The organism is Ancylobacter sp. (genome assembly GCF_965229075.1).
Lineage (GTDB): Bacteria > Pseudomonadota > Alphaproteobacteria > Rhizobiales > Xanthobacteraceae > Ancylobacter.
The window spans coordinates 1,892,940-1,918,032 of the sequence record NZ_CBDDIO010000002.1; the positions used below are offsets into that span (position 1 = coordinate 1,892,940).

26 protein-coding genes are annotated in these 25,093 nt (G+C 66.4%); 10 read left to right on the plus strand and 16 right to left on the minus strand.

What is annotated here, in order from left to right:
- Positions 1-28 precede the first annotated feature (28 nt).
- Positions 29-1,243: an acyl-CoA dehydrogenase gene (locus tag ACO07Z_RS14870; RefSeq protein ID WP_421699410.1), complete on the minus strand. Its 1,215-nt coding sequence runs from the start codon at positions 1,241-1,243 to the stop codon at positions 29-31.
- A gap of 11 nt (positions 1,244-1,254) precedes the next feature.
- Positions 1,255-1,749 (minus strand): VOC family protein, encoded by a 495-nt coding sequence (locus ACO07Z_RS14875; RefSeq protein WP_421699411.1) that lies wholly within the window; start codon positions 1,747-1,749, stop codon positions 1,255-1,257.
- Between the two features lie 162 nt (positions 1,750-1,911).
- On the opposite strand from ACO07Z_RS14875, the gene hisD reads away from it, so the two are divergent.
- Together hisD and ACO07Z_RS14885 are read left to right on the plus strand one after the other, a co-directional pair.
- Positions 1,912-3,231, plus strand: a complete 1,320-nt coding sequence (gene hisD, locus ACO07Z_RS14880) for a histidinol dehydrogenase (protein ID WP_421699412.1) — start codon at positions 1,912-1,914, stop codon at positions 3,229-3,231.
- 54 nt (positions 3,232-3,285) lie between these two features.
- Positions 3,286-4,158, plus strand: a complete 873-nt coding sequence (locus tag ACO07Z_RS14885) for a polysaccharide deacetylase family protein (protein WP_421699413.1) — start codon at positions 3,286-3,288, stop codon at positions 4,156-4,158.
- 7 nt (positions 4,159-4,165) lie between these two features.
- Here ACO07Z_RS14885 and ACO07Z_RS14890 read toward each other — a convergent pair whose 3' ends face one another.
- The 9 genes from ACO07Z_RS14890 to ACO07Z_RS14930 all read right to left on the minus strand — a co-directional run bounded on the left by ACO07Z_RS14890 (position 4,166) and on the right by ACO07Z_RS14930 (position 12,337).
- On the minus strand, positions 4,166-4,843 hold the full coding sequence (locus ACO07Z_RS14890; protein ID WP_421699414.1) for a hypothetical protein: 678 nt from the start codon (positions 4,841-4,843) through the stop codon (positions 4,166-4,168).
- Positions 4,840-5,685, minus strand: coding sequence for an ABC transporter permease (locus ACO07Z_RS14895; protein WP_421699415.1), 846 nt, complete (start codon positions 5,683-5,685; stop codon positions 4,840-4,842). The genes ACO07Z_RS14890 and ACO07Z_RS14895 overlap by 4 nt, the downstream gene beginning before the upstream one ends.
- On the minus strand, positions 5,685-6,482 hold the full coding sequence (locus tag ACO07Z_RS14900) for an ABC transporter permease (RefSeq protein WP_421699416.1): 798 nt from the start codon (positions 6,480-6,482) through the stop codon (positions 5,685-5,687). Before ACO07Z_RS14900 ends, ACO07Z_RS14895 begins: the two co-directional genes overlap by 1 nt.
- Positions 6,482-7,315 carry an ABC transporter ATP-binding protein gene (locus ACO07Z_RS14905; protein WP_421699417.1) on the minus strand — a complete coding sequence of 278 codons (834 nt, stop codon included), beginning with the start codon at positions 7,313-7,315 and terminating at the stop codon, positions 6,482-6,484. The genes ACO07Z_RS14900 and ACO07Z_RS14905 overlap by 1 nt, the downstream gene beginning before the upstream one ends.
- Positions 7,312-8,340, minus strand: a complete 1,029-nt coding sequence (locus ACO07Z_RS14910; protein WP_421699418.1) for an ABC transporter substrate-binding protein — start codon at positions 8,338-8,340, stop codon at positions 7,312-7,314. Before ACO07Z_RS14910 ends, ACO07Z_RS14905 begins: the two co-directional genes overlap by 4 nt.
- 254 nt (positions 8,341-8,594) lie before the next feature.
- Complete coding sequence (locus ACO07Z_RS14915) at positions 8,595-9,356, minus strand: SDR family oxidoreductase (RefSeq protein ID WP_421699419.1); 762 nt, start codon at positions 9,354-9,356, stop codon at positions 8,595-8,597.
- Between the two features lie 11 nt (positions 9,357-9,367).
- The gene (locus ACO07Z_RS14920) at positions 9,368-10,369 is read right to left on the minus strand and encodes a Gfo/Idh/MocA family protein (RefSeq protein WP_421699420.1); all 1,002 of its coding nucleotides are present in this window, start codon (positions 10,367-10,369) and stop codon (positions 9,368-9,370) included.
- Between the two features lie 3 nt (positions 10,370-10,372).
- Entirely contained in the window at positions 10,373-11,305 is a 933-nt protein-coding gene (locus ACO07Z_RS14925; RefSeq protein WP_421699421.1) for a 3-keto-5-aminohexanoate cleavage protein, read from the minus strand.
- 78 nt (positions 11,306-11,383) lie between these two features.
- Positions 11,384-12,337 carry a cyclase family protein gene (locus tag ACO07Z_RS14930; protein ID WP_421699422.1) on the minus strand — a complete coding sequence of 318 codons (954 nt, stop codon included), beginning with the start codon at positions 12,335-12,337 and terminating at the stop codon, positions 11,384-11,386.
- 334 nt (positions 12,338-12,671) lie between these two features.
- On the opposite strand from ACO07Z_RS14930, the gene ACO07Z_RS14935 reads away from it, so the two are divergent.
- The 4 genes from ACO07Z_RS14935 to ACO07Z_RS14950 are packed head-to-tail and all read left to right on the plus strand — an operon-like array spanning position 12,672 to position 15,554.
- Positions 12,672-13,484 carry an alpha/beta fold hydrolase gene (locus ACO07Z_RS14935; RefSeq protein ID WP_421699423.1) on the plus strand — a complete coding sequence of 271 codons (813 nt, stop codon included), beginning with the start codon at positions 12,672-12,674 and terminating at the stop codon, positions 13,482-13,484.
- 5 nt (positions 13,485-13,489) lie between these two features.
- A complete protein-coding gene (locus ACO07Z_RS14940) occupies positions 13,490-14,389 on the plus strand; it encodes an NAD(P)-dependent oxidoreductase (protein WP_421699424.1) in 900 nt (299 codons plus the stop codon).
- 1 nt (position 14,390) lies between these two features.
- Positions 14,391-14,831 (plus strand): GlcG/HbpS family heme-binding protein, encoded by a 441-nt coding sequence (locus ACO07Z_RS14945; RefSeq protein ID WP_421699425.1) that lies wholly within the window; start codon positions 14,391-14,393, stop codon positions 14,829-14,831.
- Positions 14,832-14,834: 3 nt separating this feature from the next.
- The gene (locus ACO07Z_RS14950; protein ID WP_421699426.1) at positions 14,835-15,554 is read left to right on the plus strand and encodes an SDR family NAD(P)-dependent oxidoreductase; all 720 of its coding nucleotides are present in this window, start codon (positions 14,835-14,837) and stop codon (positions 15,552-15,554) included.
- A gap of 52 nt (positions 15,555-15,606) precedes the next feature.
- Here ACO07Z_RS14950 and ACO07Z_RS14955 read toward each other — a convergent pair whose 3' ends face one another.
- The 5 genes from ACO07Z_RS14955 to ACO07Z_RS14975 form a co-directional block, all read right to left on the minus strand.
- Entirely contained in the window at positions 15,607-16,530 is a 924-nt protein-coding gene (locus ACO07Z_RS14955; RefSeq protein ID WP_421699427.1) for an acetamidase/formamidase family protein, read from the minus strand.
- 39 nt (positions 16,531-16,569) lie between these two features.
- The gene (locus ACO07Z_RS14960) at positions 16,570-17,421 is read right to left on the minus strand and encodes an ABC transporter permease (protein WP_421699428.1); all 852 of its coding nucleotides are present in this window, start codon (positions 17,419-17,421) and stop codon (positions 16,570-16,572) included.
- 10 nt (positions 17,422-17,431) lie between these two features.
- Positions 17,432-18,253 carry an ABC transporter ATP-binding protein gene (locus tag ACO07Z_RS14965; RefSeq protein WP_421699429.1) on the minus strand — a complete coding sequence of 274 codons (822 nt, stop codon included), beginning with the start codon at positions 18,251-18,253 and terminating at the stop codon, positions 17,432-17,434.
- Positions 18,250-19,272, minus strand: a complete 1,023-nt coding sequence (locus tag ACO07Z_RS14970; protein ID WP_421699430.1) for an ABC transporter substrate-binding protein — start codon at positions 19,270-19,272, stop codon at positions 18,250-18,252. The genes ACO07Z_RS14965 and ACO07Z_RS14970 overlap by 4 nt, the downstream gene beginning before the upstream one ends.
- Before the next feature lie 273 nt (positions 19,273-19,545).
- The gene (locus ACO07Z_RS14975; protein WP_421699431.1) at positions 19,546-19,941 is read right to left on the minus strand and encodes a transposase; all 396 of its coding nucleotides are present in this window, start codon (positions 19,939-19,941) and stop codon (positions 19,546-19,548) included.
- A gap of 403 nt (positions 19,942-20,344) precedes the next feature.
- On the opposite strand from ACO07Z_RS14975, the gene ACO07Z_RS14980 reads away from it, so the two are divergent.
- The 4 genes from ACO07Z_RS14980 (at position 20,345) to urtD (ending at position 25,092) form a co-directional block, all read left to right on the plus strand.
- Complete coding sequence (locus ACO07Z_RS14980; protein ID WP_421699432.1) at positions 20,345-21,595, plus strand: transporter substrate-binding protein; 1,251 nt, start codon at positions 20,345-20,347, stop codon at positions 21,593-21,595.
- A gap of 70 nt (positions 21,596-21,665) precedes the next feature.
- Positions 21,666-23,273: an urea ABC transporter permease subunit UrtB gene (gene urtB, locus ACO07Z_RS14985; RefSeq protein WP_421699433.1), complete on the plus strand. Its 1,608-nt coding sequence runs from the start codon at positions 21,666-21,668 to the stop codon at positions 23,271-23,273.
- Complete coding sequence (gene urtC, locus ACO07Z_RS14990; protein WP_421699434.1) at positions 23,270-24,364, plus strand: urea ABC transporter permease subunit UrtC; 1,095 nt, start codon at positions 23,270-23,272, stop codon at positions 24,362-24,364. The genes urtB and urtC overlap by 4 nt, the downstream gene beginning before the upstream one ends.
- A complete protein-coding gene (gene urtD / locus ACO07Z_RS14995) occupies positions 24,364-25,092 on the plus strand; it encodes an urea ABC transporter ATP-binding protein UrtD (protein WP_421699435.1) in 729 nt (242 codons plus the stop codon). Before urtC ends, urtD begins: the two co-directional genes overlap by 1 nt.
- Position 25,093: the final 1 nt, after the last annotated feature.

Genomic DNA, 25,093 nt, shown 5'->3' on the forward strand with positions numbered 1-25,093 from the left:
GCGTCGATGTCCTTGTCGAGGCTGCGTCTCACACGGCCGGGTTGTCGGCTTCCATCCCGAGCGCGAGGCGCCCGAAGGCGGCGTTCGCGACATCGGTGCTGAAGGCGATATGGGCACTTATAGCATGGGCGTCGCGAAAACGGCGCTGCGGGCTTCCCGAAAGATAGAGCGCCTGCGCGCCGCCCGCGCCATTGATTTCGTCCACCGCCTGCGTCGTCAAGCCGGTCGCGAAGGCCAGATCCCGGCGATAGGCGAATTTCGTCACCAGATCGGGGACATGCCCGCGTTCGGCATCGCGCATCGCCTCGTTGCAGATCGCCAGCATCATGCGCCGGGCGTGGGACAGCCGGGTTGCGGCGCTGCCAATGTGAATCTGCACGCTCTGCAGTTCGGCCAGCCGCGCGCCGGTGTAGCTCGCCGCACGCTTGCGGGTGGAAGTGACGTGATCGGTGAGAGCGCCTTCGCCATTGCCGAGCCCGACGCCCGAGAGAATGGCCGGGAACAGGGCGAACACCGGCAGTCGGTAGAGTGGCGCGGGATGCCGCTCGGCACCCGGCGCCCCGCCGCCCTTCAGATGCGCGACGGAGACGGTCATCTCCTCCGGCACGAAAACCTCCTCGCACACCACGTCGTTGGAGCCCGTGCCCTTGAGCCCGGTGACCTGCCAGGTGTCGAGAATCCCATAGTCCGCGCGGGGCAGCAGGAACACACGGTGGTCCGGCGCCGCGCCGTCCTCGCGCACGATGCCGGCGAGCATGTTCCAGCCGCAGACATCGACGCCCGAGGAGAAGGGCCAGCGGCCCGACAGTACATAGCCGCCCGGCGCCTTCGCCACCTTGGCGGCAGGAAAGACGAAGGAGGAAGCAATGAGCGCGTCGCGGTCCTCGTTCCAGACGCGGTCCTGCGCGGCCGGCGGGAACATGGCCAGCATCCAGTGATGGCTGGCGAGGTTGGTGAGATTCCACGCCGTTGAGGCACAGCCGGCGGCGAGCGCGGCGCCGATGGTGATCAGGCTTTCGTAACCGAGTTCGGCGCCGCCGATCGCCTGCGGCTGAAGCATCCGGTAGAGGCCGCTGTCGTGCAGATCGCGCTCGCTTTCCGGCGGCAGGCGACGCAAATCCTCGGCGCGCGGAGCGCGTGCGGCAAACACCGAGGCGAGTTCGACGGCGCGCCCGAGCAGTTCATCGTGGCGCCGCTCCACCGGCGAACTGGCGATGGCGGGCGCCGAGATTGTGGAGATCATCACGGCCTCCCTCACGCGCGCCGGCGGCGGTCGAGATAGAGGGTCGCTTCGAGATTCTCGCCGACCTGCTCGAAGCGATCGGCGAGGCGTTTGAGCTCGGGAATCCGGGAGGTGTCGAGGCTGGAGACATCCGGCCAGTCGACCTCGACGAGATTGCCGCCGGGATCGCGCAGATAAAGCTGCACCGTGCCATCGGGCATCTCGTTCACGCCATTGCCGAAGGTCGCGTGGTCGATGAGGCCAGCGTCGCGGGCTCGCTCATACACGCCCATGAAATCGTCCACGTTGAGCGCGAAATGCTGGTAGTTCGGCGTCGTGTCCGGCAGGCCGAATATGTGCAGCTGTTGGTTGCCGCAGCGCAGATACTGGGTGCGGAAGCCGAAATTATACGTCGGGATGACCTCCATGCCGAACAGCTCGACATAGAAGCGAACGGATTCCTCGACATCGCGGGCGCCGATCGAAAGATGGTTCAGGCCGGTGGCGTGCATAGCGTTCCCTGCCATATTAGTTATCGACCGATAATTAACATGGCAGGTGGACTGCAGCAAGGCTTGACACTTGGCGGCGATTTAGTTTTCACTCGATAAATAACAATAGATATCGACGGATCGCGCCGAGCCTCGCCTCTCGCGTCAACGTTTGGCTCCCCCGGGCCAGGAGGAAACATGCCCCGCCATTTGAAGACCGCCCGCTCCATCGAGGAACGGGCCGAGGCCGACGCGCAGGTGCGCGCCACGGTCGAGACCATCCTGAAGGAGATCGAGACCGGCGGCGATGCTGCGGTCCGCACCTATTCCGAGCGCTTCGATAAATGGTCGCCGGCGAGTTTCAGGCTGTCCGAGCAGGAGATCGAAGCGGCGCTGTCGAAGGTCTCGAAGTCCGATCTCGACGACATCCGCTTCGCGCAGGCGCAGGTGCGCAACTTCGCCCAGATGCAGCGCGCCTGTATCACCGACCTCGAGGTGGAAACCCTCCCGGGCGTGATCCTCGGCCACCGTAATGTGCCGGTGGAGCGCGTCGGCTGCTATGTGCCGGGCGGCAAATATCCCATGGTCGCCTCCGCCCATATGAGCGTGGTCACCGCCAAGGTCGCCGGCGTGAAGAGTGTCGTGGCGGCGGCTCCGCCCTTCCACAACGGACCGCATCCCGCAATCGTCGCGGCCATGCATCTGGCGGGGGCTGACGAGATTCTCGTACTCGGCGGCGTTCAGGCCGTGGCCGCGATGGCGCTGGGCACCGAGACGGTCGCGCCGGTCGACATGCTGGTAGGACCGGGCAATGCCTTCGTCGCAGAGGCCAAGCGGCAGCTCTATGGCCGCGTCGGCATCGACCTGTTCGCGGGCCCGACGGAGACGCTGGTGATCGCCGATGACACCGTCGATGCCGAGATTTGCGCGACCGACCTTTTGGGCCAGGCCGAACACGGGCCGACGTCGCCGGCGGTGCTGCTCACCACTTCCGAGAAGCTGGCGCGCGCGACCATGGCGGAAATCGAGCGACTGCTCGACATCCTGCCGACCCGCGAGATCGCCTCGGTTTCGTGGCGCGATTTCGGCGAAGTAATTGTCTGCGACAGCCTCGACGAGATGGTGACGGAGGCCGACCGCATCGCGTCTGAGCACGTGCAGGTGATGACCGCGGACCCGGACTACTTCCTGAACAACATGCGCAATTACGGCGCGCTGTTCCTCGGCCCGCGCACCAATGTCGCCTATGGTGACAAGGTGATCGGCACCAACCACACGCTGCCGACCAAGAAGGCGGCGCGCTACACCGGCGGGCTCTGGGTCGGCAAATTCCTGAAGACCTGCACCTATCAGAAGGTGACCAGCGACAAAGCGAGCGCGGAAATCGGCGCGTATTGCTCGCGGCTCTGCGTGCTCGAAGGCTTCCTCGGCCATGCCGAGCAGGCCAATGTCCGGGTCCGCCGCTATGGCGGCGACAATGTCGCGTATGCGACGGCGGCGGCCAGCAAGATCGGGTGACCCCAGGGCCGACCGAACCCCTCCGAATCCATTTGCTCTGCCCGGAGCCGCAGTATGAGCCTTTTGAGCGAACGCGCGCCTTATCTCGCCTTTCCCGATCGGCCGCGCCTGCATCTGCCCGATGATGCCCGCGTCGCGGTGTGGATCATCGTCAATGTCGAAGAGTGGTCCATCGCCCGAGCCATGCCGCGCACTGTGCTGCCGCCGCCCATGGGCCAGCCGCTGATGCCTGATCTGCCCAACTGGGCCTGGCATGAATACGGCATGCGCGTCGGCTTCTGGCGGCTGCTCAAGGCCATCGAATCCCGCGGGCTTCGCGCCACTTTCGCGGTGAACGGCCATGTCTGCCGTTCCTATGAGCGGGTGGCGCGGGCGGCGCGCGATGCCGGCTGGGAGTTCATGGGCCACGGCTATGTGCAGCAGCCCATGCATCATGCGGAGGACCAGCGCAAAGCGGTCTTCGACACGGTGGAGGCGATCCGTGATTTCACCGGCCGCCCGCCGCCGGGCTGGGAAAGTCCCGGCCTCACCGAGAACGATGCGACGCTCGACCTCCTGAAGGAGGCCGGCGTCGGCTATGTCGCCAATTGGGTGATCGACGACCTGCCGCTGGAACTCGCCACCGCCCATGGGCCGATGCTGTCGGTGCCCTATTCGGTGGAGACCAACGACATCGTCGTGCACGCCGTGCAGCATCAGCCTTCCGACGCCTTTCTGCGCCGCTGCACGCTGCAGTTCGACCGGTTGTGGGAGGAGGGCGCGGAGAACGCCAAAGTGATGGCGATCAGCACGCATCCTTATCTCACCGGCGTGCCGCACCGCATCGGCTATTTTGAACAGTTGCTGGACTATGTGCGCACCCGGCCGCAGGTGGCGATGATGACCGGCGAGGCGATCGCCGACTGGTATCGCACGGCGAGCCGGTAATCCCGGTCTAGAAGCTCGGCAGCCGGGGCGCTCCGGGCGCGATGGGCAGCACATGGTCGCGCCAGAAGCCGCTGCCGCGTTCGCCGAGCAGTTCGGCGAAGATGCCGGGCCGGGCAAGATCGGCAGCGGTGATCGTCCGTACGGTTATCCCCGCCGCAGCGAGTTGCTCCTGCCGTCGGCGCTCGGCCGGAGGGAGCAGGGCCGAGGGGTCGAAAAGCACGGCGACGGCGGTCTCGCCAAGCCACAGGAACATGTCCACCGGGATTTGGGCCCCGGCGGCCAGCGGCACCAGTGCGCGCGGCAGCGGAAGGGGGGCGGCATAGAGCACGTCCTCCGGCATGAAAAGCCCGGCCATCCCGCCCAGCCGATCGCCAATCTCGTCGCGATGGCTGGAGATGACGGATCGGAGATGCACGAAATAGCCGTCGATGAACACACCGGCGCTGCGGTTCCATCCGCCGGCCAGCCGCTTCAGATGCTCGGCCAGCCTCACATCGGTTGGCGTGTTCTCCTGCCCGATCGCAGGCGGCGGGAGATCGAGCGCCTCATCGCTGAGACGCAGCACCTTCCCCGGACGCACGGGCACCCGGAGGAGATTGTCGAGGCAGCCATTAGCCGGTGCCTTCTCGACGCCATAGGCGACGAGTGGCGGTGCGCCGGCGAGGGTGGGGAGACGGCCTGTCACCGCCGGCTCTCGGGATGCCAAATCAGCAGACGGCGGCGGACGATTTCGAGACTCTTCACCACGACGAAACCGAGAATGATAATCTGGACAATGCCAGCGAACACGCCAACCGAGTCGGCGAAGCGCCCGGCCATGATCATCGAGCCGCCCACACCGCGTCCACCCATCAGCATCTCCGTGACGATGGTGGTGATCATGCCGGTCGGCAAGGCCACCTGAAGGCCGGTGATGATCTGCGGCATGGCCATGGGCAGATACACTTCCCACAGCAACTGGTGCTCCTTGGCGCCCAGCGATCGGGCCGACCAGATCGGCCATTTGTCGAGGCCGGAGCAGCCGGCATAGGTCGCCGCGACGATCGGGAAGAAGCAGGCGAACGACACCATGATGATCTTCGACGTATCATAAATGTCGAACCAGAGTATGAAGATCGGCAGGAAGGCGATCTTCGGCATCGGGAAGCCGATGGAAACCACCGGGTCGAGGAACCAGCGCATCACCGCCGAGCGCGCCATTAGAATGCCGGCGGGAATGCCGATCACCGCGCCTATGACGAAGCCGAGCAAGGCGCGATAAAGCGTGAGGCCGAGATCGACCAGCACGGTGCCTGCGAGCAAATCCTCCCAGATCCGCCCCAGCACCACGCTGAGCGGCGGCAGCAGGAACGGGTTGAGCGCGCCGAAGCGTGCGCCGAATTCCCACATGCCGGCAAGCAGGGCGACCACCGCGATCTGAACGAGGGTGTCGACCGTCTTTGCTGAGAGGGTGCGGGCCGGACGCGGCGCCGTCACCTTCCTGGCGGGCCTGTCGGGAGCGATGTCGCGTGCCTGAGCCATGGTCATCACGCCTCCCTCCAGCGCAGCGAGCGCCGGGCGAACATCGCGTAGAGGCGATCTGCCGCGAAACCGATGCCAGCGACGAAAAAGATGGCGGCGAACATGGCCGGATACTGTCCGCCATCGCCGAGCGAGGAGATCATGAAGCCGACGCCATCGGTGGCGATGACGAATTCCGAACTCACCATCAGGATGAAGGAGAAGGCGAGCGCGGTGCGGCAGCCGTTGAGAATGTCGGGCATCGCGCCGCGCAGCACCACTTCGCGCAGCACGTCGAAGCGCGAGGCGCCGAGGCTTGCCGCCGACCACAGCAGGAACGGGTTGACGCCCCGCGCGCCATTATACGTGCCGACCACGACCGGGAGCAGGCAGCCGAGAAAGATCAGCAGGATCTTGGAGGAATCCCCGAGGCCCAGCCAGATCATGACCACGGGGATCAGGGCGGATTTCGGCATGGGGTAGAAGATCTGCACGATCGGATTGACCAGCAGCCGGGCGGCGCGGAACTGCGCCATCATCAGCCCGATGACCACGCCGACAATCACCGCAGCGCCCAGTCCTGCCGCCGCGCGGCTGATCGAGCGGGCGGTGTTGTAGAGCAGGTCACCATTGACCAGCATTTGCACGAAGGCGGAAAACACCTCGCCGAGCCCCGGCAGCATCTGCTGCGAGACGATGCCGCTAAGGCCCAGGAACTCCCAGAAGCACGCCAGCAGCAGCAGCGGCGAGAAGCGGAAGGCTGTCTCGATGACGGAATAGCCAAGGCCGGGGGAGCGCCGCCCGCCGGCGAAGATGTCGCTCATCAGTGCACCCCCCGCGTCGCGGCCACCGCCTGCTCGCGCACCAGACGCCAGATGTGCTCGCTGAGCCCGATGAAGTCGCGATTTTCGAGGATTTCCTCGCCGCGATCCTTGGGCAGGTTGACATCGATGACGTGCTGGATGCGGCCCGGCCGCGCGCTCATGATCGAGATGCGGTCGGCGAGGAACACCGCTTCCTGTACGTCATGGGTCACGAACACCACGGTCTTGCGGCTCTCGCGCCAGATCGCGCGCAGCTCTTCCTGCATCACGCGCCTTGTCTGCGCGTCGAGCGCGCCGAACGGCTCGTCCATCAGCAGGATGCCCGGATCGACCGCCAGCGTGCGGGCGATGGCGGCGCGCTGCTGCATGCCGCCGGAGAGCTGCGAGGGATAGGCATTCCCGAAGCCGGTGAGATGTACCATGTCGATGTAGCGCTGGGCGCGCGGCTCGCGTTCGGCGCTGGGGTAGCCGGCCTTCTTCAGGCCGTAGAGCACATTGTCCTTCACGGTCTTCCACGGGAACAGGGCGAAGTTCTGGAACACGATGCTGCGGTCCGGTCCCGGCGCCGTCACCAGGCCGGCGGCGGTTGAGATCGTCCCGGACTGCACCGGGATGAAGCCGCCGACGAGATAGAGCAGCGTGCTCTTGCCGCAGCCCGAAGGGCCGAGCAGGCAATGGAACTCGCCATCACCGATCTCGAGATTGATGCCGTCCAGAGCTAGTACCCCGCTGCCGCCCTGCGCGCCGTAGCTGTGCGACACATCGCTGATCGAGATGCCGCTGGCGAGATGAGCGCCCTGTCGCGGGGCGGCCGATGCGTCGGTCCTGCTCATTGGCTCGCCTCGATCCGCTTCTGTGCCTCCTTGACGAAGCTGAGGTCGACATAGTCGGGATCGACCTTGATGCCGCGCTGGGCGAGGCCGAGATCGACCGCGATATCGATGCTCTCCTGAATCGCCTTCACGTTCGGCACCATGAAGGGATCGCGGAAATAGTCTTCGTTGGTGAACAGGTAGCTCAGCGACTCCGGCGGCTGCTGCATGAAGTTGGCGATGATCTTCACCGCCTCGTCATGGTTCTTCGGGTCGGTGAACCAGCGCACGGCACGCACATGGTCCTCGAAGAAGTCCATCAGCGCCAGGCGGTTGTCCGCGAGGAACGTGCCCTTGGCGGCGAGAAAGACGAGCTGCGACGGCCCCATCGCATCCTTGGAGGTGAACAGCACCTTGTAATCGCCGGTGGCGAGCAACTGCTTGGACATCGGCTGCAGCACGGTGCCGAGGTCGATCTTCTTCTCGTCCAGCATCGCCGGGATGTTGGGGAAGGCGACCTCGACCATCGTGTAGTCGCGCTTGTCCTGCATGTTGTTCTTGCGGAACATGGCGCGGATGCCGGTGTCGGACGCCGAGCCGATGGCGTTGGTGCCGACCCGCTTGCCCTTCATGTCCGTGATGCTGTTGATGCCGGAATCGGCGCGGACCATGAAGGTCTCGCTGTGGCTGTCGCCGACGCCGTCCTGGATGATGTCGGCCACCACCTTCACGTCGAGCCGGGCATTGGTTGCGGCGAGCGCGAGCACCAGCGGGCCGAACGCGGCCATGTCGATCTCGCTCGCCGCCATGGCGGTGATCTGCGGCGAAGACCCGCGGAACCGAATGGGCTCCACCGTGTAACTCTTGCCGTAATATTTGAGGATGTCCGGCTTGCTGTAGAGCACCGGAATGAGATGGCCCGGCATGGTGGACCAGCCGATGCGGATCTTGACCGGGTCGGCCTTTGCCGGAGTCAGCCCGCCGGGGGCAAGGATGAGGGCCGCCATCGCGGCCGCGAGCGCCAAGGCGCCGCGTCGTGTTGCCATGATCGTTTTCTCCCGATGCGCCCGGGCTTTGGCCGGATCACGTGTTTCTGAGCAGAGAAGATCGGGGCGTCCCACGGACTCCGCGCGGGAGAGGCGAGCGTCCCGGTCGGCTTGGCGTCACCCGCCGCTGGTTCTTCGCGCGGCAGTTCCTGCTTATTTATCGATTGATAATCACTCTGATTTTCGATCATGTCAACGATGCAAGATGATCGTGCCCTCGTTCGCAAGCCGTGAGGCGCGGATGGGGATGCCGGCTAACGCCCGCCTCCGACGGGAATAATCGCGCCCGTGACATAGGCGCTGGCCGCCGAGGCCAGCCACATCACGACATCGGCAACTTCCCCTGCCGTGCCCGGCCGCTGCATCGGAATCATCGGACCGAGCCGCTCCAGCCGCTCGGGCGCGCCGGCGGCAGCGTGCAGATCGGTGGCGATGAGACCCGGTGCGACGGCATTGACGCGAATGCCTTCCGCCGCCACCTCGCGCGCGAGACCGATGGTGAGGCTGTCCACCGCGCCCTTGCTGGCCGCATAATGCACCCACTCGCCGGCCCCGCCGAGTTCGGCGGCGCGCGAGGACATGTTGATGATGAGGCCGCCGCGCCCGCCACGGCGCGTCGACATGCGCTTCACCGCCTCCCGGCAGCACAGGAAGCTGCCGATGACGTTCACGGCCATGATGTCGGTGAGAGCGCGGGCGGTGATCGCCTCGACGCGGCCGAGCGGACCGACACCGCCGGCATTGTTGACCAGCACGTCGGGCGGGCCGAAACGGGCATCAACCGTGCGGAACAGCGCGAGGATGTCGGCCTCGACGGCGACATCCGCCTTGACGATGAATGCGTCGCCGCCGGCCGTCGTGACAGCCTCGGCAACCGCTTCCGCACCGGCCGCGTCCTCCTTGTAGGTGAGGGCGACCCGATAACGGGCGGCGCCCGCGGCACGGGCGATGGCCGCGCCGATGCCCTTGGAGCCTCCCGTGACGATGATGGTCCGAGACGTGGCGGATGAAGGCATGGCACTCCTCCTCAGGCGACGGTGACGAAGCGATCCTTTCCGGCGGCGGCGACGATGGCTTCCAGCACTGCAACGCCGTGGATCATCTCGGCGGGCGTCAGGGGATAAGGCGGGCCACCTTGGGCGGCCTGGGCGAAGGCTTCGAGCTCCGCCCGCAACGTATCGAAGCCGGCCACCGTGTCGTGCGTGGTCGGCGCCGCGGGCACCCCGGAGGCGGCTGGCACCGGCTGCAGGCTGAAACTGTCCAGCGTCGCCCCGGTGATCGTCGCGGTGGCGGCCGAGCCGGCCACCATGAAGCGATAGGTCGGCGCCGCGGTGGTGAAGGCGAGCAGCGAGCCGGTCTGGCCGCTCCTAAAGCGCAGCAACACCGAGGTGGTATCCTCAGCGCCCGAGGGCGCGGCCCGGTGAACGCTCTGGCAGGCAACGGCGTCTATCTCGCCGAACAGGTCGATCATGCCATCCACCAGGTGGATGCCGAGCCCGGTCATCCCGCCGGCCGGCGACTGTTCGGGATCGGTGCGCCACACGCCGGGCGGCAGGAACAGGCCGGTCGGCGAGGCCATTTCGCCATGGCCATGCAGCACCGTGCCGAGTTCGCCCGCCCGCACGAGAGCGCGCAATCGGTGCATGTGGGGATGGAAGCGCCGGTTATGGCCGAGTGCCAGCGTCACGCGGGCGCGCGCCGCCGCGGCGACGGCTCGCTCGGCGCTCACCTTCGTTAGGGTGAAGGGCTTTTCGACGAAGATGTGTTTGCCAGCTGCCGCCGCCCGCGCGACCTGCTCGGCGTGCTGGAGATGCGGCGTCGCCAGCACCACCGCCTCGACCGAGGGATCGGCGAGCACGGCCTCAAAACTGTCCTTGAGTTCGATGCCGGCGGAGGCGGCGAAGCCCTCTGCCTTGGCGCGGGTTCCGGTCGCGGCGCAGGTGAAGCGGATGAGGTCGCTTTTCCCCTGGACCGAACCCACGAGAGACTGGCCCCAGCGGCCGAGCCCGATGATCGCGGTGCGCAGCATGGTCTAGAAATCCACCTGGTCCGCGCCCTTGAGCGCGAGCATGTCGCGGGCCTCTTCGGGCGTGGCGAGTTCGAGACCCATGCCTTCGAGGATCTGCCGCGCCTTGCGCACCTGCGCGGCGCTGGAGGGTGCGAGTTCGCCCGGCCCGAGCCAAAGCGAATCCTCCAGTCCGACGCGGACATTGGCCCCCATCGAGGCGGCCATGGCGGCGACCCGAAGCTGCGAGGCCCCGGCGCCGAGCACCGACCAGCGATACTGGTCGCCGAACAGCCGGTCTGCCGTGCGCTTCATGTGGATGATGTCTTCGGGATGCGTGCCGATGCCGCCGAGAATGCCGAACACCGACTGCACGAAGAGCGGCGGCTTGACCAGGCCGCGATCGAGGAAGTGCTTGAGATTGTAGAGATGGGCGATGTCGTAGCACTCGAACTCGAAGCGCGTGCCATTGCCGTAGCAGGTCTGGAGTATGTACTCGATGTCCTTGAAGGAATTGCGGAAAACCAGATCCCGCGTCGCTTCCAGGTGCTGGCGCTCCCACTCGAACTTGAAGTCCTTGTAGCGGTCGAGCAGGTGGTACAGGCCGAAATTGATCGACCCCATATTGAGCGAGGCGACCTCCGGCTTGAAGTGCGCCGCCGGCAGCACACGCTCTTCCACCTTCATATAGGGGCTGCCGCCCGTGGTAATGTTGATGGCGGCGGAGGTGCGCTGCTTGAGCTGCGGCAGGAAGCGGCCGAACGCCTCGGGGGTTTGGTCCGGCTTGCCGGTCTCCGGGTTGCGGGCGTGAAGATGCAGGATCGCGGCACCGGCTTCGGCGGCGCCGATGGCGTCGGCGATGATCTCGTCCGGCGTGATCGGCAGATGCGGCGACATGGAAGGCGTGTGGATCGCGCCGGTGCAGGCGCAGGTAACGATGACCTTGCGGGCGGCAGCCATGATCGGCTCCAGTGATGCGAGCAGCGAGGGGACGGCACGGGTCTGGGCCGCCCTGCGATATCGGCCGATGCGGCGGCGCTACTTGATCGCCTGCGGATTGATCGGCGAGCCGGTGCCGCCGGTGATGATCAGCGGCGGGCCGCAGAAGAAGAACTCATAGATGCCGTCCTTGGCGCAGTCCTCGGCGAGTTCCTTGACATAAAAGATCTCGCCCATGCACAGCCCCATGGCGGGGATCACCACCCAGTGCCAGGGCTGGTTGGCCTCGGTGGTCTCGTTCGGCCGCACCTCGACGCCCCAGGTGTCGGAGCAGATCGCCGCGATCTCCTTGTCGTGGCACCAGTAGCAATTCTCGAACTTCACGCCCGGCGCATCGCCCCCGGCATAGCCGCCCCATTCGCCCTCGGCGAGGCAGCGTTCCATTTGGCCGGTGCGGACGATGACGAAATCGGCCCGGCGGATGTCGACGCCCTGCTTTCTGGCGCAGGCGTCGAGTTCGTCATTCGAGATGGATTCGCCGTCCTGCAGCCAGTCGACACCGCGGAAACGGGCGATGTCGAGCAGCACGCCGCGCCCGTTCATCTTCGACTTGGAGTGCTCGATGCCGAGGACGTTGAGACCGCGCGCATTGATGTGACGGGGATCGTGGCCGTTATAGGCCTTGTCCTCATAGAAGATGTGGCCGAGCGCATCCCAATGGGTGGCGCCCTGCACGCACAGATTCAGCGTGTCGTCGGCATAGCGGATCTTGTTCCAGTCCTGCTGGCCGGTGATGGCATCGGTGCCGGTGGCGAGCATCTGGTGGATCGGATTGAAGCGTCCGCCGAACAGGCCGTTCTGCGGCCCTTCGCGGTCGAGCGGGATGCCGAGCGAGAACACCCGGCCGGTTTTGATGAGCCCGGCGGCGTCGACGATGTCCTGCGGCGTGACGTGATTAAGCGTGCCGCTGTGATCGTCTTTGCCCCAGCGCCCCCAGTTGGAGAGCTTGCGGGAGGCCTCTTCGATGGCGGCAAGACCGACATTGATGTCCATTGGTTTCCTCTCTTTTCTGATTTCTTATTCCGGCCGCAAGAGCTGGCGCCGGCCGGGTGGCAGTCAGGGCACGCGGATCGGTTTCTTCGGCGAGACCGTTCACGTCCGGGCTTTCCAACCTTGTGCGATTTGTTTATCGTCCGATAAATATCAGGTCGGCGTGACGGTCTTGTCAATCGCTCACCGTGAGCCGAAGCCAAAGTCGCCGACGATCAGCATTGATGATCGGCGGGATCAGAACTCATGGTTTCGAGCCCGACGGGGAGGTCGTTAGCGTTCACCCGGACCGGAGGCGGCAAACGCCTCGGTAACAACAATTGGAGAGGAGCCGCCCATGACGACCGACTTCGTCACCTCCGGCGACGCCGAGATCGCCGTACGTATCGATGGAGCGGAGCATCTGCCCTGGATTGTGCTGTCGAACTCGCTCGCCGCCGATCTCACCATGTGGGACGACCAGATCCCGTTCCTCACCCGCAGCTACCGCGTATTGCGCTACGACACCCGCGGCCACGGGAAGAGTTCGGCGCCGGCCGGGCCCTACAGCTTCGACATTCTCGTCGGCGATCTCGTCGTGGTCATGGACCATTTCGGCATCGAACAGGCGGATATTCTCGGTCTGTCGATGGGGGGCATGACGGCGCTGGGGCTTGGCCTGCGCTATCCCGAGCGCGTCGGCCGGCTGATCTGTGCCGATGCGCGCGCCGATGCGCCGCCGGCCTTTGTGGCGGGCTGGGATCAGCGGATCGCGGCGGTGGAAGCCGGCGGCATGGCGGCGATCCTTTCGGGCACCCTGGAGCGCTGGTTCACCGCCGCGACGCGCGAAACGCGGCCGGAAGTCGTCGATCGCGCGGCACGCATGGTGCTGTCGACCTCGCCGGTTGGCTATATCGGCTGCGCCAACGCTCTGAAGGGGCTCGATTATCTGCGCCATCTCAAGCACATGGCGCCGCCGACGCTCTACCTCGTCGGTGCCGAGGATGGCGCCGCGCCGGCCGACGCGATGCGTCAGATGGCGGCGGAAACGCCGCGCGGGCGGTTCGACATGCTGCCGGCCGCCGCCCATATCGCCAACATGGAAGACGTGGCCGGCTTCAACCGGGCGGTCGCCGATTTTCTCGACATTTCCCGACAAGCGGCGGAGTGAGACGCGTGACGAGCGAGACCAAAGGGACCGTTGGCATCATCGGTCTCGGCATCATGGGTTCGGCGTATGCCGCCAACCTGCTGGCCGACGGCTTTAGGGTGATCGGTACCGATGTCGCCGAAGACGCGAGGACGGCGCTGGCACAGCAGGGCGGACAGCCGGTCGGCTCGGCCGGGCAGGTGGCGGCGGGTGCCGATATTCTCCTGCTCGCCCTGCCCTCGGTGAAGGCGCTGGAGACGGTGACAGCCGAGATCGCCGACGCCATTCGACCCGGAGCGGTGGCCTGCGAGATGGGCACCCTGCCGATCGAGGCGAAGGAGGCGTGCCGCGCCGCGCTGGCGGCGAAGGGCGCCGATGTGCTCGATTGCCCGGTGAGCGGCACCGGCGCGCAGGCGGCCCGACGCGACCTGTCCATCTATGCCAGCGGCGACGAGGCCGCCTTCCGGAAGGTTGAAGCGTCCTTCGGCGCCTTCGCCCGAGACGTCCGCTATTGCGGCAGTTTCGGCACCGGAATGAAGCTGAAATACATCGCCAACCTGCTGGTCACGATCCACAATCTATCGACCGCCGAAGCATTGCTGCTCGCCGAGCGCGCGGGCCTCGATCTCAACCTTGTCTATGACGCCATCCGTCCCGGGGCCGGCGGCTCGCGCATGTTCGACGTGCGCGCGCCCATGATGATCGAGAACCGCTACGAACCGGCGACGATGAAGATGGACATCTACATCAAGGATTTGCAGCTCATCATGGACTTCGCCCGCGAGATGCGCACGCCTACTCCGCTGATGGCGGCGAGCCTGCCCTTCTATTACGCGGCGCTGGCGGAGGGGCGCGGCAAGCAGGACACCGCCTCGCTGTTCGCCGTGCTCAAGGGCATGACCGCGCCGCACGACAAGGGAGAGTGACATGGGTAATCTCACTCTGGCTCATGCCGATGTGATCGGCCGTGTCGCCCTGGAGGACGGCCGGCGGCGCAGCGCCAAGCCACTGACCGTGGTGGTTCTCGACGCCGGCGGTCATGTGAAGCTGGTGCGCCGCGAGGACGGCAGCGGGATCGCGCGGTTCGACATCGCCTTCGGCAAGGCCTGGGGCGCCCTCGGCATGGGCATTTCCTCGCGGGGCCTGTCGGTGCGGGCGGCAAAGACACCCGGCTTCTTCACCGCGCTCGCCGCGGCGACCGATGGCCGGATGGTGCCGGTGCCCGGCGGCGTGCTGGTGCGCGCCGGTGTGGACGGACCGATCATCGGCGCGGTCGGCATCAGTGGCGATACCTCGGATGTCGACGAATTCTGCGCGGTCGCCGGCATCGAGGCGGCCGGTCTCGTCGCGGATATCGAGGAGCGCTGAACCATGCTTCTTGAGGGCAAGACGGCCCTGGTCACCGGCGCCGGCCGCGGCATCGGGCGGGCGACGGCGCTCGCCCTGGCGAAAGCGGGGGCCAAGGTGATCGCGGTGGCCCGCACCCAGGCCGATCTCGACGAACTCGCGCAGGAAGGCGGCGGACGCATTGAAGCTTGGGCCGCGGATGTGCGCGATGCGGCCTTGCTCGCGCGGATCGAGGCGATGCGCGATCTCGACATTCTCGTCAACAATGCGGGCGGCAATCGTCCCAAGCTGATGGTCGATGTCGATGACGAGACGCTCGACTGGATGATCGACCTCAACATCCGCTCGGTCTACCGGGTGGCGCGGGCCGCGGCGCGGGCGATGGGCCAAGGGGGTGTCATCGTCAACATGTCCTCGCAGATGGGCCATGTCGGCTCGCCCAAGCGCACCGTCTATTGCATGACCAAGCATGCGGTGGAGGGGCTGACCAAGGCGATGGCGGTGGAACTCGCCCCGCGCGGCATCCGGGTCGTCGCGATCGCGCCGACCTTCGTGATGACGCCGATGACCCATGGCATGTTCGAGGACGCGGAATTCCGGCGCTTCGTTTACGACATGGTGCCGATGAACGAACTGCCGACGCCCGAGGACATCGCGGAGGGCATCCTGTTCCTCGTGTCGCCGGGGGCGCGCTTCATCACCGGCGACAGCCTGCGTGTCGATGGAGGCTGGACGGCGCGCTAGCGCGCGTGTGCCAAACGCGGCGGCTGGCGGTGACAGCCGCCGCCGCGCCCGATCACGCCGCGAACTGAGCGAGGATCGCTTTGTCGAGCTTGCAGATATAGGTGTATTTCGGGTTCACCACCTGGGTGCAGCGGGCCTCGGCGATCTGGCCGAGCAGCATATAGCCCTCCGGCGCCGGGATGCCGTAGTCGTCCTCCAGCCAGTAGATCATCTCCTGGAAGGCGGTGCGCATCGCGTCCTCCAGCGGGCGGGCGCAGCCGAGCGTACAGATATGCGTCGGCGTCTCGATGCGGGGATGGGTGAGTCGCGCCGGGGCCGTCTCCAGCGTCACCCGCACGGTAAGCGTCGCCGCCACCTCGATGGCGCCCATGCCATTGGCCTCGCCATCGCCCTGCAGCGCGTGGCAGTCGCCGAGGAAGAGATGGGCGCCGTCATGGTTGACGCGGAACATCACCTTGTTGCCGGCCGTGATTTCCTGCACGTCGAGATTGCCGCCATGGGTGCCGTTGTCGACGGTTAGCACCGCACCATGGACCGGGGCGACGCCGGCGACGCCGATCATCGGCCGCACCGGCAACTTCACCTTGTCGCTCCAGTGAACGAGACCGTCCTTGATCTCCACCACATGGGTGCGCAGGCCGAATTCCTTCTGCCGCACCCAGTCCGGGAACATGCCGATGCCGGGCCACAGCGCGGTGAAGCCGAGCGTGTCGACCTCCATCTTCACGATCTCCAGCACCAGCATGTCGCCCGGCTTGGCGCCGGCGACCTCGATCGGCCCGGTGGCGCCATTGACGAAGGGCAGGGTCACGTCGGCCTCGGTCAATTGCTGGCCGACATGACGGATCGTGCCGTCATTGGCGTTGATGGCGCACTCGACCACGAAGGTCTCGCCGGGCGCGACGCGGGCGATGAAGGCATCGGCGGCGGACAGGGCGTATTTGATGTTGCCTTCTTTGGCGACACGCTGGGTCATGGTCACTCCGTTGGGCACTGGGGGGCAGGGGGGGGCGGTTCAGCCGAGGCGGCGCCAGGGCATGAGCAGCTTTTCCACCTTGCCGACGATGAAGGTGAGGAGAAGGGCAAGCGCGATGGTGGCGACCAGCGCGGCGAACACTTTCGGGATGATGTAGAGCGAGCCGGCCTTGAAGATGGCGTGGCCGAGCCCTTCCGAGGACGACATGAACTCGCCGACAATGGCGCCGATCAGCGCGAAGCCGACGGTGAGCTTGAGCCCGGCGAAAATGTCGGTGAGCGAGGCCGGCACCACCAGCTTGCGGAAGATCTGGAATTTCGAGGCGCCGAGCGTGCGCATCAGGTTGATCTGGTCCTCATCGACCCCGATGGCGCCCTTATAGGAGGTGACCAGCGCCACGATCACCACCGAGAGCGTCGACATGGCGATCTTCGACATCAGCCCGGTGCCGAACCAGATGATGATGATCGGCGCCAGCGCGATGATAGGGATCGAGCCGAGCGCGATGACGAAGGGCTGGATGACGCGGGAGACGAAGCGCGAATACCACAGCGACAGGCCGATCAGCGTGCCGATGACATTGCCGACGGCAAAGCCCAGCAGCGTCTCGACGCCGGTGACATAGGTGTCGCGCCACAGGCTGCCGTCGCTGGCCATGGTCATGAGAAAGCCGGCGATGGCCGAGGGCGAGCCGAACATGAAGGCCGCCTGCCGGTCGAAGGCGGTCATGTACTCCCAGAAGGCGATGAAGGCGGCGAGCAGGGCAATCTGGCTGAGGAGCACCAGCGCCGTGGCGCGCCGGCGGGCGCGCCGGTGGGCGGCGAGGCGCGCCGCCGCGCGGTCGTCCGTCTCGCGGGTATCGGTGGGGATGAAGCGGGCGGATGCGTCCATGCCGCTCCTCCTAATTCCGCGCCACGTCGAGATCGGCCCAGATGCGCCGGACATAATCGACGAATCCGGGGCTCTCGCGGGCGGCGATCATGTCGGTGCGGTCGCTGTCGAGGGAGATGTTATACACCGCCTTCACCCGGGTCGGCCGCTTGGACAGCACGATGACGCGGTCGGCGATGGAGACCGCCTCCTCGATGTCATGGGTGATGAGCAGCACCGAGCGGCGGCTTTCGCGCACCAGCCGGGCGGTGTCGCTCTCGATCAAGAGCTTGGTCTGGAAATCGAGCGCGGCGAAGGGCTCGTCCAGCAGCAGCACGTCCGGCTCGTTGACGAGGGTCCGCGCGAGCGCCACGCGCTGGCGCATGCCGCCGGACAAGGTGGTGGGATAATGCTCGGCAAAGCCGTGCAGGCCGAGCTTGTCGAGCACCACATGGCTGCGCTCCTCGGCGTCGGACAGCGGCACGCCGCGTATTTCCAGCCCGAGCATGACGTTGCGCAGCGCGGTGCGCCAGGGCAGCAGCAGATCCTTCTGCAGCATGTAGCCGACGCCGGCGGGCTGGCCGGAAATCTCCCGCCCGTGCCAGCGTATGCGCCCGGCATCGGCGGAGATGAGCCCGCACAGGGTGTTGAGCAGCGTGGTCTTGCCGCAGCCGGAAGGGCCGACAATGGCGACGATCTCGCCCTCGTTCAGGTTCAGCGACAGATCGCCGATGACGGGCACGATGCGCCCGTCCGCGTCGTAGCTCTTGGCCACGTGCTCGACGACGAGAGGCGGCGCGCCAGCCGGCGCGGCCGCCCCTCCCGCGATGGCGGGGGGAGCCACCGCGCTCACCCGAGCTGCTTGATGGCTTTCTCGGCGAAGGAATTGTCGATGATCTCGTCGAACTTCACCGTGCCCTTGATGTTGCCGAGATAGAGCTGCATGTCCATCAGATTGGCCCACTGGTCCGGCTTGGTGATCACCGACTGCGCCGGGATGAGATATTGCAGCTCGGCGTCGATCGCCTTGTCGACCACGTCCCCCGGCAGATCGGGGAATTCGAGCCGCGCCACTTTCTTGGCGAAGGCGGGGTCGGCATAGGTCTTGCGCGAGGCTTCCTCGAAGGAGGTCACCAGCGCCTGCACCATGGCCGGGTCCTTGGCGATGGTGGAGGGCAGCACCATGATGCCGGTGTTGCAGAACGGGCCGATATAGTTGGAGAAGTCGAACACCACCTTGGAGCCCTGCGCCTCGGCGGCGGCGACGCTCGGCTGATAGGCCACTGCCATATCGGCCTGGCCGGCGAGCATGGCGCCGATCTCGGTGCCGGGATTGACCGGCACGATGGTGACATCGGTGCCGAGCTTCATGCCGGCTTTTTCCACCATGCGCTTGGTGACGGAATAATTGGTGTTGGGCTCGGGCGAGGTGACCACCTTCTTGCCCTTCAGCGCCATCGGGTCGGTGAAGGGCTCCATGGTCTTCGACACGCCGAAATAATGCGCGCGCTGCACCACCGTGCCAACCACCACGCCGGGGCCGCCATTCTCGCGCGAGATCTGCGCCATGGTCGCGTCGCCAATGGCGAAATCGGCGGAACCGCCGAGCACGGCGGCGAAGGTCTGGGTGTCGCCGCCGGCGGCGGAGACCTTCATGTCGAGGCCGTTCTTCTCGAAGATGCCGGAATGCATGCCGACATAGAGATTGATGTAGCCGAGGTTATGCACCGCCTCGCTGAAATTCACCGTCTTCAGCGCCGCGGCGCTGGCGCGCCCGCCGAGATAGGGCGCGGCGATCAGGCCGCCGCCGATCAGGGCCGAGGTCTTGAGGAAGCCGCGACGATTGAAGCCGTCGGTTGTAATCCGGGACATGGGTTGCTCTCCACCGTGCTGAATGCCGCATGAGCCTCGGTGGAAAGGAAAAGACCGGGTGCCGCGTGGCGCAAGCGCAAATAGAGCGCAGTAATCTGCCGCGAGGGGCGGCATGTATTGGCTGCGCCACCCAGAGGGGCGGAGAGGAGATGCTGTCGCAGCATTCGCGGCCTTGCCGCGCACACGCAGTCGGCGGAATGATTATTTCCGCCGCGCGGCCCGGATCATTCTGTCAGTTTTGCCATTTGGCGCGCCTAAACAAGCGGCAGCGCCTCAGCGGGTGACACGCACCGAGGCAAAGCGGCCGACCACTGCGCCGCCGCAGCGCTCCGCCGCCAGCATCGAAGCGCGGTGCGGCGGCATGGCGCCGGCCGGCAAGGGAAGGCGTCCGGGCCGGCGCGGCCGCTCGCCGGGCGGTTCGCTGCGCGGGGGCTCGTGCAACTGCTGCGACAGGTTCGACACCAGCGCCCGCAGCCGGCGGTTCTCCGCTTCCAGTTCCTTCATCTGCATCACCGCCGGCGCGCTCAGCCCGCCAAAGCGGCGGCGCCAGCGGTAGAAGGTGCGCAGCGAGACCTGGGCGGTGCGGCAGATCTCATCCACCGGCACGCCGGCATTCGCCTCCTGGATCAGGTGGATGATCTCGCTTTCGGTGAACTGCGAACGTCGCATCGGATCGTCCTCATGACTGTTGACGGATCGAACGGTCGAACCTGTCCCCACACCCCAAGCCGGTCATCTGACGTGGCGGCCGTCAGCCGCACATCAGATAAGCATGCGCTTAATATGAGCACAGTAACGCGTCTCGCCCCGCGCGGCGACCGAAATCCTGCGCCGCGTCACCGCTGGGCCCGGGTGCTTGGCGGCGTGGGCGAACGCGGGCGGTTGCCGCCCCGGCACGTGCGGCGGCGGGCGCCGAGAGGCGCGCGCCGGCTAGTGGCAATTCTGCCAGAAACGGCGCGAGGACCGGCCCGGTGCCGCGCCATTGGGCAGGGCTGAACATTATATGAAGTTGCGCCGGGACGGGGGTTCAACAGAATTCGCGGCATCTTCCGCTCATCGAGGTGTCCGTCCCATGGTCAAGTTCTCGCGGCGTTCCTTCCTGCAGGCGAGTGGCGTTGCGGCCGCCGGCCTCGCCTCTCCCCTCGCCATGCCGGCCTATCTGCGCAGCGCCCGTGCCGCCGGTCCGGTGAAACTCGGCTGCCTGTTCTCCTCCTCCGGCACCATGGCCAATCTGGAGGGCCGGCTGAACTATGTGGTGAAGATGGCGGCCGACGAGATCAACGCCAAGGGCGGCGTCAACGGCTCCACCATCGAAGTGCTGGTGTCCGATCCCGCCTCCGACTGGCCGCTCTACGCCCAGTCCGCCAAGCAGATGCTGCAGCAGGAGAAGGTCGCGGCGCTGTTCGGCTGCTGGACCTCGGTGTCGCGCAAGACCGTCCTGCCGGTGGTGGAGCAGGAGAACGGGCTGCTCTACTACCCCCTGCATTTCGAGGGTGACGAGAACTCCAAGAACGTCGTCTATGTGAACTCGCCCCCGGCCAGCTCGGTGTTGCCGGCGGTGGACTATCTGATGGGCGACGAGGGCGTCTCCGCCAAGCGCTTCTTCATGCTCGGCTCGGATTATGTGTGGCCGCGCACCATCAACAAGCAGCTCAAGGGCTATTTCAAATCCAAGGGCATCAAGGAGAGCGCGTGGAAGGAGGAATATGTCCCCTTCGGCTTCTCCAACTTCCAGACGCTGGTCAACCAGATCCGCGCCTTCGCCGATGAGGGCGGCGGCCAGCCGGTGGTGATCCTCACCGTGGTCGGCAATTCGATCCCGGATTTCATGCGCGAATTCGCCAATCAGGGCATTCTCGCCACCGATATTCCGGTGCTCGGCCTCGACATGGTGGAGGCCGATCTCGAAGGCCTCGACACCTCCAAGCTGGTCGGCCACCTCAATTGCTGGGCCTATCTGCAGAACGCCAAGGGCCCGGCCAATGAGGCGTTCCTGAAGAACTGGGCGGGCTATGTGAAGGCCAAGAACGTGCCCTTCAGCCCCGATGTCTCCATCGACCCGATGGTGTCGGCCTATGACTCGGTGCATCTGTGGGCGATGGCGGCGGCAAAGGCCGGTTCCTTCGACGTGCCGGAAGTCTCCAAGGCCTTCGCCGGCCTCACCTTCGACTGCCCCTCGGGCTACAAGATCTCGATGACGGGCGAGAACAACTATGTCGCCCGCGGCGTGTTCATCGGCTCGGTCAACGACAAGCAGGGCTTCGACATTCTCTGGCAGTCCAAGGACACGCCGAAGCCCGTGCCGTTCAGCCCCTATGGCTGAGTGCCGTCCCGTCCCTCCCGACCGAAGAAACGGCTGCCCTCGCAGGAGGGCGGCCGTCTCGAGTTTCCGCATGAAACACTGGTTCTGGCTTGTCTTTGCCGGCTTGGTTTCGGTCCTGCCCGTCGCGGCGCAGGCTGCGCCGCTCGACCGCGCCGCGCTGATCGCCAAAATGTGCGGCGATGCCGGGGCGATGGGCGAGGCGGGCACGGCGCTGGCCGCTCTCGCCGCCAGCGGCGACACGGCTGACCGCGCCTGGGCGGCGCCGCTGCCGCGTGCCGCCATCGACCGCACGCTCGCCTGCGACGAGGCCGGTGCCGTGCTGACGACTGGTGGGGTCGATGCCGTCACCGGCGCGTCGCGCGCCGCACAGGGCACGCCGCGCACGCCGCTGCTGAGCCTGAAGAACCGCCCGGTCTATGAACTCGCCGACGCCGCCTTCACGCTGCGCATGGCTCCAAGCGCTGGCCAGAGGGCGGCGGCGCTGAAAATACTGGAGCGGCGGCCGGCGCTGATCCCGGCGGGCCTGTTGGAGGGTGCCGCGCAGGCCGAGACCGACGCCGGGCTGAAGGCGCAGATCGAAAACCTCGCCCAGAGCGCCGCGCTCAATGCCGCCGATCCCGTGCTGCGCCTCTCCGCCATCGCCCGCCTGGCCGAGAACCCGAACCGCCGCACGCTGACCCAGCTCACCGGGTTGAAGAACGACGCCGCCTATGCCTCGGACGCGGCGTTCCGGCAGGCGGTGGAGACAGGCATCGCCAAGGTCGAGCGCGGCATAGCGCTGGGGGATGCGTTGGCGACGCTCTATAATGGCGTGAGCTTCGCCTCCATCCTGTTCATGGCCGCGATCGGCCTCGCCATCATCTTCGGGCTGATGGGGGTGATCAACCTCGCGCAGGGCGAGCTGATCATGATCGGCGCCTATGTCACCTGGCTGGTGCAGCAGGGGCTGCGCAGCCTCGCGCCCGGCCTGCTCGACTGGTATCTCGTGCTCGCCATCCCCGTCGCCTTCCTCGTCACCGCTGCCATCGGCATCGCGCTGGAAGCGAGCCTGCTGCGCCATCTCTACAAGCGCCCGCTGATGAGCCTGCTCGCCACCTGGGCGGTGAGCCTGTTCCTGATGAACCTGGTGCGCGTGCTGTTCGGCACGCAGAACCTGCAATTCGAGACGCCGTTCTATGTCACCGGCGGCGTGCCCGTGATCGGCGACTTCATCTTCACCTGGAACCGCATGTTCGCGATTGCCTTCGCCGTGGTGACGCTGGCGCTGACCTGGGCGGTGGTGCGCAAGACGCCGCTCGGCCTCAACATTCGCGCGGTGACGCAGAACCGCGACATGGCCGCTTGCATCGGCATTCCCACTCGCCGCGTCGACATGATGGCCTTCGGCCTCGGCTCCGGCCTTGCCGGGCTGGCGGGCCTCGCTTTGTCGCCGATCTATTCGGTGAACCCGCAAATGGGCCAGAACTTCATCATCGACGCCTTCATGGTGGTGGTGCTCGGCGGGGTCGGCACCATCGCCGGCACGGTGGTGGCCGCGCTCGGCATCGGCCAGATCAATGTGCTGATCGAACCGCTGTGGGGGGCGGTGGCGGCCAAGGTGATCGTGCTGCTGATGATCATCGGCTTCCTGCAATGGCGGCCGGAAGGGTTGTTCGCCGTGAAGGGGCGCCGCAAATGAGGCCGCTGTCCAAGGACCGTCCCTTCCTCGCGCTGGTTCTGGCGCTGGTCGCCGTGGCGTTGGCGATGGGGCTGCTCGCCGGCACGCCATTCGCGCTGTCGCGCTACCTCGCCAACGCCATCGGCCAGCTCGCCGCCTTCGCCGTGCTGGCGCTCGCGCTCGACCTCATCTGGGGCTATCTCGGCATCTTGTCGCTCGGCCATGGCCTGTTCTTCGCCATTGGCGGCTATGTCATGGCCATGTACCTGCTCAAGCACTCCTTCGTGGTGACGGGCACGGTGCCGGACTTCCTGCAGTTCATGGGCTGGAAGGACTTCCCCTTCTACTGGGCCGGGTTCGAGTTCTTTCCCTATGCGCTGTTCGCCGCCGTGGCGGTCACCGGGCTGATCGCCGGCATCTTCGGCTATGTCTCGTTCCGCTCGCGGGTGGGCGGGGTGTACTTCGCCATCATCACCCAGGCGCTGGTCTATGTCGCCATGCTGCTGATGTTCCGCAACGACACTGGCTTCGGCGGCAATAACGGCATGACCGGCTTTGCCGTGCTGTTCGGTTGGCCGATGGGCACGAGCGGCATGATCACCGCGCTCGCCATCGCCTCGCTCCTGGTGCTGGCCGGCGTGCTGGTCGGCTGCCGCCTGCTCGTCGGCAGCCGTTTCGGCGCGCTGATGCTGGCGACGCGCGACGACGAGACCCGGCTGCGTACGCTGGGCTATGAGACGCTGCGGCTCAAGCTCGGGGTGTGGTGCCTCTCGGCGCTGATCGCCATGCTAGCCGGCATGCTCTATGTGCCGCAGGTCGGCATCATCAATCCGCGCGTGCTCTCGCCGGAACTGTCGCTGGAAATCGCCGTCTGGGTGGCGATCGGCGGGCGCGGCCATCTCGTCGGCGCGGTGATCGGCGCGCTGTTGGTCAATGCGGTGAAGTTCTGGCTGTCCTTCGCCGCGCCGGACATCTGGCCGTTCATCCTCTCCGGCCTGATCGTGCTCGTCGTGCTGGTCTTCCCCAATGGCTTGATGGATCTGGCGACGTTCAAACTCGCCCGCCCCTTCGGGCCGCGCCGCGCGGCGGCCGCGCTGGAGGAGGGGCGCTGATGGCGGTCACCGCTCTCCTTGTCGATGGGCTCACCGTGCGCTTCGGCAGTTTCCGCGCCATCGACGCGCTGTCGCTCGCCATCGATTATGGCGAGGTGCGCGCGGTAATCGGCCCTAATGGCGCGGGCAAGACCACGCTGCTCGATGTCATCTCCGGCATCACCCGGCCGAAGGAGGGCCGGGTGCTGTTCGACGGCGCGTTCGACCTGACGCAGGCCAGCGACTCCGCCATCGCCCGCGCCGGCATCCGCCGCAAGTTCCAGAAGCCCAGCGTGTTCGAGGGGCTGAGCGTGCGCCAGCACATCGCCATCGGCGCCGATGCCGGCTTCCGCCGCGCCCTCGACGTGCCGGCGCTGGAGGACCGCGTCGGCGAGGTGCTGGAGACGGTCGGCCTCGCCGGGCACGCCACACACCTTGCCGGCCAGCTCAGCCATGGCCAGAAGCAATGGCTGGAAATCGGCATGGTGCTGGCCTCCGATCCCAAGGTGCTGATGCTGGACGAGCCAGTCGCCGGCCTCACCGATGAGGAGACCGAGCGCACGGCGCAGCTGGTGCGACGGCTCAACCGGCCGGACCGCGCCATCATCGTGGTCGAGCACGACATGGATTTCGTCGAACGCATCGCCGACCGCGTCACCGTGCTGCATGAGGGCCGCACCTTGTTCGAAGGGCCGATGGACAAGGTCCGCGCCGATGCCGGCGTCATCGAGGTCTATCTGGGGCGCTGAG